13 protein-coding genes and 1 pseudogene are annotated in these 15,348 nt (G+C 56.9%); 10 read left to right on the plus strand and 4 right to left on the minus strand.

Annotated elements, in window-relative coordinates:
• Both AB5Y90_RS02200 and ptsG read left to right on the plus strand, forming a co-directional pair.
• Positions 1-182: pseudogene (locus tag AB5Y90_RS02200) on the plus strand (IS4 family transposase); the annotation flags it as partial.
• Between the two features lie 570 nt (positions 183-752).
• Complete coding sequence (ptsG, locus tag AB5Y90_RS02205) at positions 753-2,183, plus strand: PTS glucose transporter subunit IIBC (protein ID WP_005338586.1); 1,431 nt, start codon at positions 753-755, stop codon at positions 2,181-2,183.
• A 276-nt stretch (positions 2,184-2,459) separates the two neighbouring features.
• Here the strand turns inward: ptsG and AB5Y90_RS02210 are convergent, their stop codons facing one another.
• The 4 genes from AB5Y90_RS02210 to map form a co-directional block, all read right to left on the minus strand.
• Complete coding sequence (locus AB5Y90_RS02210; RefSeq protein ID WP_005338583.1) at positions 2,460-2,843, minus strand: DUF3461 family protein; 384 nt, start codon at positions 2,841-2,843, stop codon at positions 2,460-2,462.
• 127 nt (positions 2,844-2,970) lie between these two features.
• Positions 2,971-3,798 (minus strand): 2,3,4,5-tetrahydropyridine-2,6-dicarboxylate N-succinyltransferase, encoded by an 828-nt coding sequence (gene dapD / locus AB5Y90_RS02215; RefSeq protein ID WP_005338581.1) that lies wholly within the window; start codon positions 3,796-3,798, stop codon positions 2,971-2,973.
• Between the two features lie 174 nt (positions 3,799-3,972).
• Positions 3,973-6,621, minus strand: coding sequence for a bifunctional uridylyltransferase/uridylyl-removing protein GlnD (glnD, locus tag AB5Y90_RS02220; RefSeq protein WP_368166495.1), 2,649 nt, complete (start codon positions 6,619-6,621; stop codon positions 3,973-3,975).
• 86 nt (positions 6,622-6,707) lie between these two features.
• On the minus strand, positions 6,708-7,496 hold the full coding sequence (gene map, locus AB5Y90_RS02225; RefSeq protein WP_021229216.1) for a type I methionyl aminopeptidase: 789 nt from the start codon (positions 7,494-7,496) through the stop codon (positions 6,708-6,710).
• 371 nt (positions 7,497-7,867) lie between these two features.
• Between map and rpsB the strand changes: the two genes are divergently transcribed.
• The 8 genes from rpsB to rseP all read left to right on the plus strand — a co-directional run bounded on the left by rpsB (position 7,868) and on the right by rseP (position 15,330).
• The gene (gene rpsB, locus AB5Y90_RS02230; protein WP_005303470.1) at positions 7,868-8,596 is read left to right on the plus strand and encodes a 30S ribosomal protein S2; all 729 of its coding nucleotides are present in this window, start codon (positions 7,868-7,870) and stop codon (positions 8,594-8,596) included.
• 104 nt (positions 8,597-8,700) lie between these two features.
• Positions 8,701-9,582 (plus strand): translation elongation factor Ts, encoded by an 882-nt coding sequence (tsf, locus tag AB5Y90_RS02235; protein ID WP_005338578.1) that lies wholly within the window; start codon positions 8,701-8,703, stop codon positions 9,580-9,582.
• Positions 9,583-9,654: 72 nt separating this feature from the next.
• A complete protein-coding gene (gene pyrH, locus AB5Y90_RS02240) occupies positions 9,655-10,389 on the plus strand; it encodes a UMP kinase (RefSeq protein WP_005338577.1) in 735 nt (244 codons plus the stop codon).
• A 101-nt stretch (positions 10,390-10,490) separates the two neighbouring features.
• The gene (frr, locus tag AB5Y90_RS02245; protein WP_005338576.1) at positions 10,491-11,048 is read left to right on the plus strand and encodes a ribosome recycling factor; all 558 of its coding nucleotides are present in this window, start codon (positions 10,491-10,493) and stop codon (positions 11,046-11,048) included.
• 72 nt (positions 11,049-11,120) lie between these two features.
• Complete coding sequence (gene uppS, locus AB5Y90_RS02250; protein WP_005338574.1) at positions 11,121-11,897, plus strand: polyprenyl diphosphate synthase; 777 nt, start codon at positions 11,121-11,123, stop codon at positions 11,895-11,897.
• A 27-nt stretch (positions 11,898-11,924) separates the two neighbouring features.
• Complete coding sequence (locus AB5Y90_RS02255) at positions 11,925-12,782, plus strand: phosphatidate cytidylyltransferase (RefSeq protein ID WP_026034918.1); 858 nt, start codon at positions 11,925-11,927, stop codon at positions 12,780-12,782.
• Positions 12,782-13,978, plus strand: coding sequence for a 1-deoxy-D-xylulose-5-phosphate reductoisomerase (gene ispC, locus AB5Y90_RS02260; RefSeq protein ID WP_368166496.1), 1,197 nt, complete (start codon positions 12,782-12,784; stop codon positions 13,976-13,978). The genes AB5Y90_RS02255 and ispC overlap by 1 nt, the downstream gene beginning before the upstream one ends.
• Positions 13,978-15,330: a sigma E protease regulator RseP gene (rseP, locus tag AB5Y90_RS02265; RefSeq protein ID WP_368166497.1), complete on the plus strand. Its 1,353-nt coding sequence runs from the start codon at positions 13,978-13,980 to the stop codon at positions 15,328-15,330. The genes ispC and rseP overlap by 1 nt, the downstream gene beginning before the upstream one ends.
• Positions 15,331-15,348 lie beyond the last annotated feature (18 nt).

Here is a 15,348-nt window from a genome sequence, read left to right on the forward strand (position 1 = left end):
TAGAGAGAACGATCAAGGTCAATACCAGCAAGAGCCGAACCTATTCGTTCTTTCGGCAAGGGGTCATCTATTACCAGTTGCTACCTAAAATGAAAGAAGCCAATGCGGTCTTGTTGATGGATAAATTTATCTACTACCTGAAGCAACACCGCTTATATACCCGCACACTTGGAATTATTTGAGTCTCTAAAAATGAGGGGATCTCTGAGGGAGTATGTGTTTAGCAGGTGCGTGGTATTACTAACAAATAGTAATGTCTCATAACTTGCACATACGAGGACATCATATAAAATTTTTCTAGGGGGCCGTAGAGCCCCCTATTATAGTTATGAGTAACAACTCAGCTGTCAGTCGTTCATGCTTGGGTTGTGTTTGTCAGGTAAGTCATTTGTGGTCATACTGGGTGCCCGTAGTACCATGGAAAACAATTCAACACGTTACATTTAGTTACATTTTGAATTTATGTGATACCATGTGAATTGTTGTTGGCACACTATGATACGATTATTTTATTTTATCTGTGGTAGTGTTACATTGCGGATTATCATCTTGTTTTTTATGAATTGTAAAGTTGTGATCTTCCCTCCAAATTCAATATTCCCCCACCTTCGAAAGCAGCAATTTATGACCCGCTGGGTTATATTCTGATGGTCAAAATAAACAAGCCCGACTCGAAGATATCTGAATGAATCAGTGCTTATTTCATCCAGATAGATCGTTCAGGGACGACAATCCATTCAGGAGCGCACACAATGTTCAAAAATGCTTTCTCTAATCTGCAAAAGGTTGGTAAGGCGCTGATGCTGCCAGTATCAGTCTTGCCAGTCGCAGGTATTCTGCTGGGGGTGGGTGCTGCCCACTTCAGCTGGATGCCGGAAATTGTCTCCCAATTGATGGAGCAAGCCGGTGGTTCCGTATTTGGCCAGATGGCCCTGCTGTTCGCAGTGGGTGTTGCTCTGGGCTTTACCAATAACGACGGTGTATCCGGTCTGTCAGCTATCGTTGGCTACGGCATCATGGTCGCAACCCTGAAGGTCATGGCACCTGTGATGGGTGTTGAAACCATCGAAACCGGCGTGCTGGGTGGTATCCTGGCCGGTGGTATCGCTGCCTGGGCGTTCAACCGTTTCTACAAGATCCAGCTGCCAGAGTACCTGGGCTTCTTCGCGGGCAAACGTGCCGTACCCATCATCACCGGTTTCCTCTCCATCGGTCTGGGTGTCATCCTGTCCGTGATTTGGCCACCAGTGGGTGGCGCCATCGGTGCCTTCTCTGACTGGGCTGCCAACCAGAACCCGGTACTGGCCTTCGGTATCTACGGCGTGGTTGAGCGCTCCCTGATCCCGTTCGGTCTGCACCACATCTGGAACGTACCGTTCTTCTATCAGGCTGGTACCTGTGTCAACGGTGCCGGTGAAACTGTTCACGGTATCATGACCTGCTTCCTGACTGCTGATGACGCGTCCCGCGCTGCCGGTAACGGCTTTGGTCAGCTGGCTGGTGGCTACCTGTTCAAAATGTTCGGTCTGCCTGCTGCTGCGTTCGCCATCGCTCACGCTGCCAAGCCGGAAAACCGCGCCAAGATCGTTGGTATCATGGCCTCTGCTGCCCTGACCTCTTTCCTGACCGGTATCACCGAGCCGATTGAATTCTCCTTCCTGTTCATCGCTCCGGTTCTGTACGCAATCCACGCTGTACTGGCTGGTCTGGCTTATGTGCTGACCAACTCTCTGGGTATCGTACACGGTCACACCTTCTCCAACGGCTTCATCGACTTTGTGGTGCAATCTCCGCGTGCCGACAACATGCTGCTGCTGGTAGGTCTGGGTCTGGTTTACGCGGCCATCTACTACGTCGTATTCAGCTTCGTTATCCGTGCCATGAACCTGAAAACCCCGGGTCGTGAAGACGAGACTGCTGAAGAGGCCGTTGGCCAAGGCAAAGACGAGATGTCTGCTGCTCTGGTTGCCGCCTTCGGTGGTAAAGAGAACATCGCTTCTCTGGATGCCTGCATCACCCGTCTGCGTGTTGGTGTGAAAGATGTTGCCAAGGTTGACCAGGCTGGTCTGAAGAAACTGGGTGCTGCCGGTGTGGTAGTGGCTGGTTCCGGCGTTCAAGCCATCTTCGGTACCAAGTCCGACAACCTGAAAACCGACATGGACATCTGGATGAAGAGCAACTAATTATGTTGCCTGAATACCAGAGTTCTTGAAGAGGGAGGCGAAAGCCTCCCTCTTGCTATTTCTGGTTATGGATCATGCGAGTCACAGCAGGTCGAGCTCGGCAGGAGTCTCTTTGCCCAAGATGCGATGTGTAACGGGATACCTTCTGTCGGCGTTGTGCCTCGCTCGCCTTATCGCACACCATCACCAGATCAACCTTATAGCCAGATAAAGCCATCCAGTAATCAGCCAATAAAAAGAGCGCCATCTGGGCGCTCTTTCGTCGAGTCGAGGGGATTAGAGTTTCTCCAGATCCCGCTCGATTTCGCTGATCTTGTTTTGTACCACTTTTTCCAGATGGCGCAGGTCGCGCAGGATCTTCTGCTTGATGTCCGGGTCGGCCTGCTGATGGACGCCCTGGGTCAGGTTGTCCAGCTCATCCACCACATACTTGAGGTTGGCGTTGATCTCGGTGACATCCTTGTACTCATGGGTGCCGGAGTCAACCAGCATGGTTTTGCGCTGGCGCGGGTATTTGAATTTGACACTCTTGGCGAAGAACTCGCCCTTCTGCTTCTTGAAGTAGATCTTGAGGATGTCGTGGTTGGCCTCCTGGCGCAGGGTGTAGCTGTCGACGGAGGCGGGATCCTGGATCCCCAGGCTCTTCAGATTCTCGTACATCAGGCTTCCTCGGTTTGAAACGATCCTGTCCCATCCATCTTAACCGATGCCTCATGGCTTGCCTGTGACAGGGACGCCAAAATCAAAAGGGCGCCATCAGGCGCCCTTTTGATCACAGCAATGCTGATTACTCGTCGATGGAGCGCAGCAGGGCGTTGATGCCGACTTTGGCGCGGGTTTTGGCATCGACCTTCTTGACGATCACCGCTGCGTAGAGGCTGTACTTGCCGCATTTGGAGGGCAGGGAGCCGGAGACGACCACGGAGCCAGCCGGTACGCGGCCGTAGTGGATCTCGCCGGTTTCGCGGTCATAGATGCGGGTGGACTGGCCGATGAAGACGCCCATGGAGATGACGGAACCTTCCTCGACGATCACCCCTTCAACCACTTCGGAGCGGGCACCGATAAAGCAGTTGTCTTCGATGATGGTCGGGTTGGCCTGCAGCGGTTCCAGTACGCCGCCGATGCCGACGCCGCCGGAGAGGTGGACGTTCTTACCGATCTGGGCGCAAGAGCCGACAGTGGCCCAGGTATCGACCATGGTACCTTCGTCAACGAAGGCGCCGATGTTGACGTAGGAGGGCATCAGCACGGTATTGGGGGCGATAAAGGAGCCTTTGCGGGCTGTTGCCGGCGGCACCACGCGCACACCCGCTTCCTTGAACTGCTCGGCAGTGTAGTTGGAGAATTTGAGGGGAACCTTGTCGTAGTACTGGGCATCGTCGCCCTTGATGATGCCGTTGTCGTTGATGCGGAAGTAGAGCAGTACCGCTTTCTTCAACCACTGATGGACAACCCACTCACCGGCGATCTTCTCGGCAACCCGCGCCTTGCCGGAGTCCAGCAGGTCGATGGCTTGCAGGATGGCGGACTTGGTGGCGCTATCCACGGAGCCCGGAGTAATGGTGTCGCGGCGCTCGAAGGCCGCTTCAATGATCTGTTGCAACTCGGTCATGACAGGTTTCCTTTAAAAAATTCTGTTTGTTGTATCACACTTTTCCGACTGTTTTTAAGGGGTTGACCGGAATTCTTCCAGCCAGCGGCCATTTCTTCATCCGGTGTGTGCCAACCAGTTGTTTGGCATGGCAAAAAACGCCCGACAACCAGCCTCTTTCGAATCACTCTTCGCTTAATCCAGCACCGACTGCTGGGGGTTGAGTTGGTGTACCAGTCGCTCTTCCAGCTGTTTTTGCTGCTCCGCCGTCAGTGGCTCGCCATCGAGGCTGGTCAGGCTGAAAAAGTCCTCGACCCGCTCGCCGAAGGTGGCAATTTTGGCGGCGTGCAGCGACAGTCCGCACTGCTGGAAAACGGCACCGATCCGCGCCAGCAGGCCGGGGGTATCGAGGGCAGTCAGCTCCATCAGGGTGTGACGGCTCTCCCCTTTAGTGGGCGAAGAGCGGGGCAGAAAGACCACCCGGGTCGGCACGCTGAACTGACGGTGGCGCCGCGACAGCGGCTTGTTGCGCAGCACCAGCTTGCCCGGCTCCTGCAGCGCCTTCTCCAGCGCTTTCTTGATGGTGGCGGTGCGGTTGGGGCTGATGGGTTCGCCGCTTGGCTCCAGAACCACGAAGGTATCGAGCACATAGTTGCTGCGCGAGTTCATGATCTGGGCGTCGTGGATGTTGAGGTTCTTCTGATCCAGCGCCGAGGCCACGGTGGCAAACAGATTCGGGGTATCGCGGCAGTAGATAAATACCTCGCTGCCGCCGCGGGTCGGATGTTTGCCGATGATCACCAGCGGTGCCGGATTGTCGCCATGCTCGATGATGTGGCGGCAGTGCCAGGCGATCTGCTCCGGGCTGTGACGCAGGAAGTAGTCGGCCTTGAAATCGGCCCAGAGCTGGTTGATCGCTTCTTCCGATACATCCCGTTGCGCAAGCAGTTGCTTGGCCTGACGCTGGTTTTCGCGAATGCGCAGCCGCATGTCGGGCGGGTTCTCCAACCCCTGGCGCAGCGCCTTCTGGGTCGCGAAGTAGAGCTCCCGCAGCAGGGTGCCCTTCCAGTCGTTCCACAAGGTATCGTTGGTGGCGCAGATATCGGCCACGGTGAGGCAGTAGAGCAGGTCGAGATGCTGCTCGTCGCGCACCTTCTGGGCAAAGTCGGTGACCACGTCGGGGTCATAGATGTCACGGCGCTGGGCGGTGACCGACATCAACAGATGGTGGCGCACCAGCCAGGCGACCAGTCGGCTCTCGTAGCGATCCAGACCGTGCAGCTGGCAGAACTCCAGCGCATCGACGGCGCCGAGCTCCGAGTGATCGCCGCGCCGCCCCTTGGCGATGTCGTGGAACAGGGCCGCGATGCTGAGCAGCTCCGGTTTGCGCAGCCGGGTGAAGACCTCGTGGCAGAGCGGGTGGCTCTGGCGACTGGCCGGATTGGGGAACTGGTGAATGTTCTTGAGCAGCCGGTGGGTGTGCTCATCCACCGTGTAGGCGTGGAACATATCGAACTGCATCTGGCCGACGATCAGGTTCCACTGCGGCAGATAGGCGGCGAGGATGCCGTATTTGTGCATCAGGGTGAGCGGCAGGCCGATGCCGTTGGGGTGGCGCAGCAGGGCCATAAAGAGGCGACGGCAGTCAGGCAAGTCCTGCAACCAGCAGTTGAGTTTGCGGCGCGCCTCGCGCAGTTGGCGCAAGGTGGCCGAGTGGATGCCCGCAATCTCGGGATGCTGGGCCATCTGATAGAAGAGGCGCAGGATGGCGGCTGGTTCACGGCTAAACAGCTCCGCATCCACCGCATCGATGAGGCGGCCACGAAGCTGGAACTCGTCGGAGAGGCGGCGCACATCCATGGCGGTGTTGCCGAGGATCGCCTCGTCAAACAGCTGCAGCAGCATCTCGTTGAGCTCCGAGACCCGCCGCACCGTCTGATAGAAGCGCTTCATCATCTGCTCGACCGGAGTGTTGCCTTCCCCCTCGAACCCCAACATCTGGGCCACGGTGCGCTGGCGATCGAACAGCAGGCGGTTATCCCCCTTATTGATGGCCATATGCAGGGCAAAGCGCACTTTCCAGAGAAAATTCTGGCAGTCGAGCAGCTCGCGGTACTCGGCGCGGTTGAGAAAGCCGTGGCTGGTCATCTCGAACAAGGTAGTGGCGCCGAAGTGGCGGCGGGCGACCCAGGCGAGGGTTTGAATATCCCGCAGGCCGCCCGGATTGCTTTTGAGATCCGGCTCCAGCTTGTAGGCGGTGCCGAGAAACTGCTGATGACGTTCAGCCTGCTCCTGGCGCTTGGCGCGAAAGAAGGCTTCGCTTGGCCAGAAGTGCTGTGGGCCGGTGGCCTCTTTGAGCTGCTGGAATCCCTCCTGGCGACCTGTGATGTAGCGCGCTTCGATCAGGTTGGTGGCGACCGTAATATCGGCGCGCCCCTGCTCGAGACACTCAGCCACGTTGCGCACCGCCTGACCCACCTCCAGCTTGAGATCCCACAGCAAGGTGATGAACTCGCCGATCCGCAGCCCCAACACCTCGTCCAGCTCGTCGCCATCATAGAGGATCAGCAGGTCGATATCGGAGTGGGGGTGCAGCTCACCGCGGCCATAGCCCCCAACCGCAATGAGGGTCAAATCGCTCTTGTCAAAGCCGAATTTCTGCCACAACCGGTAGAGCAGCTGATCCATGTACTCGGAGCGGGTGGCCACCAGCTCGATGATGTTGTCGCCGGCATCAAAACGGGCGTGCAGCCAGCCGAGAAAGCGGCTCAGGTACTCTTTGCAGTTGTCGCGAGTGAGCTGGTCATCGGGTAACAAATGGGGGGAAAGCAGGCTGGCGTCCATGGCATCTCACACGCAAGTGGCAGGCAAACGGCTGAAACAGAAGTAAAAACCCCGGCGCTTTGGAAGTTCAGGGCCGGGGTTCGATGTTAGCTGTGTTTGATGAAGCGGTCGATAGTGTCATCGGGGCGCAGGGTGAGCACCTCGCAGCCATCATCGGTCACCAGCAGGGTGTGTTCCCACTGGGCGGAGTCGCCGCCATCCTTGGTGGTCACGGTCCAGCCATCCTTCGGATTGACCTTGCAGTGATACTTCTTGCTGTTGACCATGGGCTCGATGGTGAAGCACATGCCCGCTTTCAGCTCCAGCTTGCCGCTGTTGCGGTAGTGGAGGATCTGCGGCTCTTCGTGGAACTCGGCACCGATGCCGTGACCGCAGTAGTCACGCACCACGGAGAAACCGGCCTTCTCGACGATGGGCTGAATAACAGCGCCAATCTCGGTGATGCAGGCACCCGGACGCACCTTCTTGATGGCGGCGTAGAGGCTCTCTTGCGCAACCTTGCAGAGCTGGCGGCGCAGCGGGGTGGTCTCGCCCACGATGAACATGGCCGAGGTGTCACCGTGGTAACCATCCTTGATAACGGTGATATCCAGGTTGATGATGTCGCCATCGCGCAGCTTCTTGTGATTCGGGATACCGTGGCAGATCACATCGTTCACCGAGGTGCAGATGGATTTGGGGAAGCCGTGGTAGTTGAGCGGAGCTGGAACAGCCTGTTGTACGTCGACAATATAGTCGTGGCAGAGGGTGTTCAGTTCGTCAGTGGTGACGCCAGCTTTGACATGGGGCGCAATCATGACCAGCACATCGGCGGCCAATTGGCCGGCAACGCGCATCTTTTCAATCTCTTCCGGTGTCTTGATTTTAATGGACATGGGATCTCTCTTGCGGCCTGCCGCTGGGCCTGCGAGGGCAGACAGGACAGGTAATGAAAAATAGATGCGTTTGCAATCAGGGCAAAATTTTATCCGCAACCCCCGCGTACTTCCAGTGTGATTGTCATCACAACGTCAAATCGGCGTCGCAGCATCCTCTGGCGGGATCCATATTTACACCTGTTTAGGGTGTTGGCCGGTGGTGTCCTGAACAAAGTTATGGTATAAAGCGCGCCGGAATGGGGAACTTGCGTCCCGATTTCATCACCCTTACTTAAACAACACACACACATCGACACATATGCCGGGGTGCCTTAACGGGTCGGTTATATGGGATGTGTGGAGGCCTAACCCCAATACAGAGGTATAAAATGGCTAAAGTTTCTATGCGCGACATGCTGCAAGCCGGCGTTCACTTCGGTCACCAGACTCGTTACTGGAACCCGAAAATGAAATCCTACATCTTCGGTGCCCGCAGCAAAGTTCACATCATCAACCTGGAAAAAACCGTTCCGATGTTTGACGATGCCATGAACTTCATCAGCTCCGTAGCTGCCAAGAAAGGCAAGGTACTGTTCGTTGGTACCAAGCGTGCCGCGTCTGAAGCCGTAAAAGAAGCCGCTGAGCGTTGCGACCAGTTCTATGTAAACCACCGCTGGCTGGGCGGTATGCTGACCAACTGGAAAACCGTTCGTCAGTCTATCAAGCGCCTGAAAGATCTGGAAACCCAGAGCCAGGACGGTACCTTCGACAAGCTGACCAAGAAAGAGGCGCTGATGCGTACTCGCGAAATGGAAAAGCTGGAGAAGAGCCTGGGTGGTATCAAGAACATGGGCGGCCTGCCTGACGTTCTGTTCGTTGTCGATGCCGACCACGAGCATATCGCTATCAAAGAAGCCAATAACCTGGGTATCCCGGTAGTTTCCATCGTTGATACCAACTCCAACCCGGACGGCGTTGACTATGTCATCCCGGGTAACGACGACGCTATCCGTGCCGTACAGCTGTACCTGAATGCTGCTGCTGACACCGTACTGGAAGCTCGCGCTCAGGACATCGTTGTTCAAGCCGAACAAGATGGCTTCGTTGAAGCTGAGTAATTGATAAGGACTGTAAAGCCCTTATTAACCAAGCTGATGTAATTGGTTAGCAGGGGCCCTTGTGGCCCCTGTTTCTTGTCAATTCAAGACCGAGGATACTGGACATGGCTAACGTTACTGCCGCCCTGGTAAAAGAACTGCGCGAGCGCACTGCCGCTGGCATGATGGATTGCAAAAAAGCACTGGAAGAAGCTGCTGGTGATATCGAGCTGGCAATTGAGAACATGCGCAAATCCGGTCAGGCCAAAGCCGCCAAGAAAGCTGGCCGTATCGCCGCTGAAGGCGTTATCTTTGCTCGCACCGAAGGCAACGTTGCCGTCATGATCGAGCTGAACAGCGAAACCGACTTCGTCGCCAAAGATGCCAGCTTCATGGCAATGGGCCAGAAGATCGCTGACATCGCTGCGACCCAGAAAATTGCTGACGTTGACGCGCTGAAAGCCGCTGACTTCGGTAACGGCGAATCCGTCGAGCTGACCATCACCAACCTGATCGCCAAGATCGGTGAGAACATGAACCTGCGTCGCGTGATGCTGGTTGAAGGTGACAACCTGGGTACCTACGTTCACGGTTCCCGCATTGGTGTTATCACCAAGCTGACCGGTGGTTCTGCCGAGCTGGCCAAAGATCTGGCCATGCACGTTGCTGCCAACAGCCCGCAATTCGTCAAGCCTGAAGACGTGTCTGCTGAAGTCGTTGCCAAAGAGCGCGAAATCCAGATCGACATCGCCATCAACTCCGGCAAGCCGAAAGAGATCGCCGAGAAGATGGTTGAAGGCCGCATGAAGAAGTTCACCGGTGAGGTTTCCCTGACTGGTCAACCGTTCGTGAAAGATCCTTCCATGACCGTTGCCGAGCTGCTGAAGAAAGAAGGCGCTGACGTTGTCTCCTTCACCCGTTTCGAAGTGGGCGAAGGCATCGAGAAGCAAGAGACCGATTTCGCTGCTGAAGTTGCAGCCCAAATCGCGGCCGCTCAAAAGGCCTAATCGAACCGGTTTTTTCCGTTTCCCCAGACCGCGACTTATGTCGCGGTCTTTATATGACCAGGAATCAGTGACATGAGTACCAATCCCAAACCTGCATACAGACGTGTTCTTCTGAAGTTGAGTGGTGAAGCCCTGCAAGGATCCGAGGGTTTCGGCATTGATCCGGCGGTGCTGGAGCGGATGGCCCAAGAGATCAAAGAACTGGTTGAGTTGGGTGTTCAGGTCGGTCTGGTCATCGGTGGCGGCAACCTGTTCCGTGGTGCCGGTCTTGCCAAAGCGGGCATGAACCGCGTGGTGGGCGACCACATGGGTATGCTGGCAACCGTGATGAACGGTCTGGCCATGCGTGATGCCCTGCATCGTGCTTATGTGAATGCCCGTCTGATGTCTGCCATCTCCCTGCAAGGCGTCTGCGACTCCTACAGTTGGGCCGAGGCAATCAGCCAGCTGCGTGCTGGCAAAGTCGTTATCTTCTCTGCCGGTACCGGCAACCCCTTCTTCACTACCGATTCTGCGGCTTGCCTGCGCGGGATCGAGATCGAAGCTGACGTGGTGCTCAAAGCCACCAAGGTTGATGGTGTATACAACGAAGATCCGGTCAAGAATCCGGATGCCGTGCTGTATCATGAACTGAGTTATGATGAAGTTCTTGAAAAAGAGCTCAAGGTGATGGATCTTGCTGCCTTTACCCTGGCACGTGACCATGATCTGCCGATCCGCGTGTTCAACATGAACAAACCGGGTGCCCTGCGCCGGGTTGTCATGGGTGAACCGGAAGGCACTCTGATCCACCACGTTGGTAAATAAGATAAAAGTGAGCCACCTGGCGCTCTTATCCTATCCATCACGTCAGTAAATAAGATAGACACGGGCCGTGTAGCGGCTCGTTCGCCAAAAGGAAAACCACTGTGATCAACGAGATTAAAAACGACGCCAAGGACCGTATGGGCAAGAGCGTAGAAGCGCTCAAGACTCAAATGTCCAAGATCCGTACCGGCCGCGCTCACCCGAGCCTGCTCGACGGCATCCAGGTTGAGTATTACGGTGCTGCCACTCCGCTGAAACAGTTGGCCAACGTCGTGGCAGAAGATGCTCGCACCCTCTCCATCTCCATTTTTGACCGCTCCATGATCCAGGCGGTAGAGAAGGCGATCCTGACCTCCGATCTGGGCCTGAACCCGTCCAGCAATGGCCAGACCCTGCGCGTGCCGCTGCCGCCGCTGACCGAAGAGCGCCGTCGTGACCTGACCAAGATCGTCCGTGCCGAAGCGGAAAACGCCCGTGTTGCCGTGCGCAACATCCGTCGTGACGCCAACGCCGACCTGAAAGCGCTGCTGAAGGACAAAGAGATCTCCGAAGACGACGACCGTCGCGCCCAGGAAGAGATCCAGAAACTGACCGACTCCTACATCAAGCTGGTCGATGAGGCCCTTGCCGTAAAGGAGAAGGAGCTAATGGAAATCTAACCGTCTGAAAGGTATATTACGAGCGCCGTGTAGTGCCCCTGCACGGCGCTTTTGTCTTTGTGGGAGAATTACATGTCGCTTTTGGCTGCGTTGGGTGATTGTGCCAACTCGTCTTTACCCCGTCACGTCGCCATCATCATGGATGGTAACGGTCGCTGGGCCCAGAACCGAGGCAAGATGCGGGTTTATGGCCACAAGGCGGGCGTCAAGTCAGTGCGCGAGGCCGTTACCTTTGCTGCGCGTGCCAAGATCGAGGCATTGACCCTGTTTGCATTCTCCAGCGAGAACTGGCGCCGCCCGGAAGGGGAGGTCAGTGCCTTGATGGAACTGTTCATCACAGTGCTGGGTCGTGAGGTGCAGAAACTGCACAACAACGGGATCCGGCTCAAGGTGATTGGCGATACAGCTCGCTTTAGTGAGCGGTTGCAGGCCAAAATCGCCAAGGCGGAAGCCTTGACCGCCAATAACAAGGGGTTGACCCTGAACATTGCGGCCAACTATGGCGGCCAGTGGGATATCGCCCAGGCGGCCCGCAAGCTGGCTAAAGCAGTGGCGGCCGGTGAACTGGCCGCTGACGACATTGATGAATCCATGTTGACCCGCGAGGTTTGCATGGCCGATCTGCCACCCGTGGACCTGTTGATCCGCACCGGTGGCGATCATCGCATCAGCAACTTTGTGTTATGGCAGCTCGCCTATGCCGAGCTCTATTTTACCCCGGTATTGTGGCCCGATTTCAACGAGGCCGAGTTCAGTGAGGCTGTCGCCTCTTTCGTTGCCCGCGAGCGTCGCTTCGGTTGCACGGGTGAACAGATACGGGAATTGATCGCCGAGCAGCAGACCGGCTAAACCCCGCTCCCAAGAGAGAGGTTTCTTTTGCTAAAACAACGAATTATTACTGCTTTGATGTTGATCCCCCTGGTGTTGGGGGCGCTCTTCTTTCTGCCATTGAAATTTTTTGCCCTGTTGGCTGCGCTGGTGTTTTTGTTGGCCAGTCGCGAATGGAGTGGGTTTGTCTCTGCTGCTCCGCAGCAATGGTTGCCCATCGTATTTTGTCTGTTGCTCGGTGCCAGCCTCTTTTGGCTGCCGGTGGAGCAACTCTGGACGCCCCACCTGCACCCCCTCGTGATGGGCGTGCTCTGGACAGCGGTAAGCTGGTGGCTGCTGGGTCTGCTGCTGGTGCTGCGCTATCCCCAAAGCGCCAAGCTGTGGAAAGAGTCTATCTGGCTCAAGTCGCTGTTTGGTCTGGTGACTCTGGTTCCCTTCTTCTGGTCGCTGGTCGCCATCCGTGGTTACAACTTTTACCATGACCCCATGATGGGGGCCTGGATCCTGTTGTTCGTGATGGGACTGGTCTGGGCGGCAGATTCTGGCGCGTATTTTTTCGGCAAGGCGTTCGGTAAGCACAAGCTGGCACCGGCTGTGAGTCCGGGCAAAACCATCGAAGGAATGTGTGGCGGCCTCTTTACCGCCAGCCTGCTGGCCATCGGCGTTACCTGGTCGATGGGATTTGTTCCTGCCAAGATGATCACCGTGCTGTTTTGCTCTCTGCTGGCGGTGCTTGCTTCCGTACTCGGTGATCTGACCGAGAGCATGTTCAAGCGCGAAGCGGGCATCAAGGACTCCGGCACCCTGTTGCCGGGTCATGGCGGCATTCTCGACCGGATTGACAGCCTGACCGCCGCCCTGCCGGTGTTTCTGCTCAGTTATCTGCTACTCAGTCAGGAGTTTTGATGCACAAGTCACTGGTTATTCTGGGAGCCTCCGGCTCCATCGGTCAGAGTACCTTGAAAGTGCTGCGCCATAACCCGGGCAGTTGGCAAGTGTTGGCGTTGACCGCCGCCCGCAACGTGGATGCCATGTTGCGGGACTGCCTCGAATTCTCCCCCCGTTTTGCCGTGATGGTTGATGAGGAGGCCGCCCGTGAACTGGCTGCCCGTCTGAAAGCGCACGGTAGTACAACCCGGGTCATGTCTGGTGCAGCAGCCCTCTGCGAGGTTGCCGCTCACCCCGACGCCCATAGCGTGATGGCCGCCATCGTCGGTGCGGCCGGACTGGCCCCGACCATGGCCGCGGTACGTGCCGGCAAGCGTATTTTGCTGGCCAACAAGGAGGCGCTGGTGATGTCCGGTGCTTTCTTCATGGAAGCCGTGCGCGAGCATGGCGCCGAGCTGCTGCCCATCGACAGCGAACACAATGCCATCTTCCAGTGTCTGCCGACTGCCGTGCAGCGCCAGCCCGGTTTTTGCGATCTGGCGGCGGCGGGGATCAGCAAGATTTTGCTGACCGGTTCTGGCGGCCCGTTCCGTTACACCGAGATCGGCGAGCTGGCCAAGGTGACACCGGCGCAGGCCATCGCGCATCCCAACTGGTCGATGGGGGCCAAGATTTCGGTCGACTCCGCCACCATGATCAACAAGGGGCTGGAGTACATCGAGGCGCGCTGGCTGTTCAATGCGGCGCCCGAGCAGATCCAGGTGGTGATCCACCCGCAGTCGGTGATCCACTCCATGGTGCAGTACAAGGATGGCTCCGTGCTGGCTCAGCTGGGCAATCCGGATATGTGTACCCCCATCGCCCATGCGCTGGCTTACCCCAATCGCATCCCCTCCAGTGTGGAACCTTTGGATTTCTTCAGTGTCGGAGAGTTCAGCTTTATCCGGCCTGATTATGATCGCTACCCCTGTCTGGCGCTGGCCATCAATGCCTGCCAGAAGGGACAAGCGGCGACCACTGCGCTTAATGCAGCCAACGAGGAGGCGGTTGCCGCCTTCCTGGCCGGGCGCATCGGCTTTATGGATATTGCCCGGATCAACGAGGCCGTGATGCTGGCGCTGGAGAGCAGCGCCGTCGGCTCGCTCGATGATCTGTTTGCCCTGGACGGTGCGGCAAGAGCCCGTGCTCACACTTTGATTGAGGAGCTTGGCTGATGGGCGGTGTGTTGTGGAATATCGGTGCCTTTGTTGTTGCGCTGGGCCTGCTGGTCGCAGTGCACGAGTTTGGTCACTTCTGGGTGGCCCGTCGTTGTGGCGTCAAGGTTGAGCGCTTCTCCATCGGTTTTGGCAAGGCGATCTGGCGCCGGATGGGTAAAGATGGCACCGAATATGTGCTGGCGCTGATCCCCCTCGGTGGCTACGTCAAGATGCTCGATGGCCGGGTCGATGAACTCAAGCCCGGTGACGAGCAGTATGCCTTCAACCACAAGAGTGTCTGGGCGCGGATGGCGATTGTCGCCGCGGGTCCCATGGCCAACTTCGTCTTTGCCCTGTTTGCCCTCTGGCTGATGTTTATCATCGGGGTGCCGAGCGTCAAGCCGGTGATCGGTGAGGTGCGTCCGGCATCCATCGTGGCCGAGGCGGGTGTGCTGCCGGGGATGGAGATTGTCGGGGTCGGCGATGAGCAGACCGGTGACTGGGAGAGCGTCACCTACGCCCTTATCAGCCATCTGGGTGATGATGCTGTGACTCTCAAGGTGCAGGCACCCAATACCAGCTATGCCACCGACAAAACCTTGTCGCTGACCGGCTGGACCTTCGATCCGGATAAAGAGTCGCCCATCGGCAGCTTGGGGATCGTCCCCCTGAGTGGCAAAGTGCTGCCAGTCGTGGCTGCCGTGGTGGCCAAGAGTGCCAGTGAAAAGGCGGGGCTGCAGGTCGGTGACCGTATCAAACAGGTCGGCGATCAGCCTATTACCGCGTGGGCCCAGTTTGTCGAGCTGGTACAGCAGGCACCGGGCGAACACCTGCAAGTGGTGGTTGAGCGCAACAACAGTGATCTCAACGTGACCCTGACCCCGGACAGCCGCAAGGTGCAGGGCAAGCTGGTAGGATTCGTCGGTCTCTCGCCGCAACTGGTTCCATTACCGGATGAATATCGAATTCTGTTACAGTATGGGCCTTTGCAGGCGCTGTGGCATGGCGCGGACAAGACCTGGAGCCTGATCACGCTCACCTTTGACATGATTGGCAAGTTGATCGGTGGCATCGTGTCGCTGGACAACCTGAGCGGCCCCATCTCCATTGCCAAGGGCGCCGGCAGCAGTGCCGACTATGGTCTGGTCTATTTCTTGAGTTTTCTGGCGCTGATCAGCGTCAACCTGGGAATTATCAATCTGTTCCCCCTGCCGGTGCTCGATGGTGGCCATCTGGTCTATTTCCTGATCGAAGCGGTCACCGGCAAGCCGGTATCAGAGAAAATACAGGAAGTGGGTTTCAGGATCGGCGCCGCCATTCTGATGTTATTGATGGGCATTGCGCTGTTTAACGATTTCGCTCGCCTCTGAGGCCAGAGCATCAACAAG

This window comes from Aeromonas sp. R4-1, from assembly GCF_040908325.1.
In the GTDB taxonomy this organism is placed as follows: domain Bacteria; phylum Pseudomonadota; class Gammaproteobacteria; order Enterobacterales; family Aeromonadaceae; genus Aeromonas; species Aeromonas veronii.

Bases quoted from the DNA above. Each gene is read 5' to 3' on its own strand.
- ptsG (WP_005338586.1), top strand. From the start codon at position 753: ATGTTCAAAAATGCTTTCTCTAATCTGCAAAAGGTTGGTAAGGCGCTG.
- AB5Y90_RS02210 (WP_005338583.1), bottom strand. From the start codon at position 2,843: ATGTACGAGAATCTGAAGAGCCTGGGGATCCAGGATCCCGCCTCCGTC.
- dapD (WP_005338581.1), bottom strand. From the start codon at position 3,798: ATGACCGAGTTGCAACAGATCATTGAAGCGGCCTTCGAGCGCCGCGAC.
- glnD (WP_368166495.1), bottom strand. From the start codon at position 6,621: ATGGACGCCAGCCTGCTTTCCCCCCATTTGTTACCCGATGACCAGCTC.
- map (WP_021229216.1), bottom strand. From the start codon at position 7,496: ATGTCCATTAAAATCAAGACACCGGAAGAGATTGAAAAGATGCGCGTT.
- rpsB (WP_005303470.1), top strand. From the start codon at position 7,868: ATGGCTAAAGTTTCTATGCGCGACATGCTGCAAGCCGGCGTTCACTTC.
- tsf (WP_005338578.1), top strand. From the start codon at position 8,701: ATGGCTAACGTTACTGCCGCCCTGGTAAAAGAACTGCGCGAGCGCACT.
- pyrH (WP_005338577.1), top strand. From the start codon at position 9,655: ATGAGTACCAATCCCAAACCTGCATACAGACGTGTTCTTCTGAAGTTG.
- uppS (WP_005338574.1), top strand. From the start codon at position 11,121: ATGTCGCTTTTGGCTGCGTTGGGTGATTGTGCCAACTCGTCTTTACCC.
- ispC (WP_368166496.1), top strand. From the start codon at position 12,782: ATGCACAAGTCACTGGTTATTCTGGGAGCCTCCGGCTCCATCGGTCAG.
- rseP (WP_368166497.1), top strand. From the start codon at position 13,978: ATGGGCGGTGTGTTGTGGAATATCGGTGCCTTTGTTGTTGCGCTGGGC.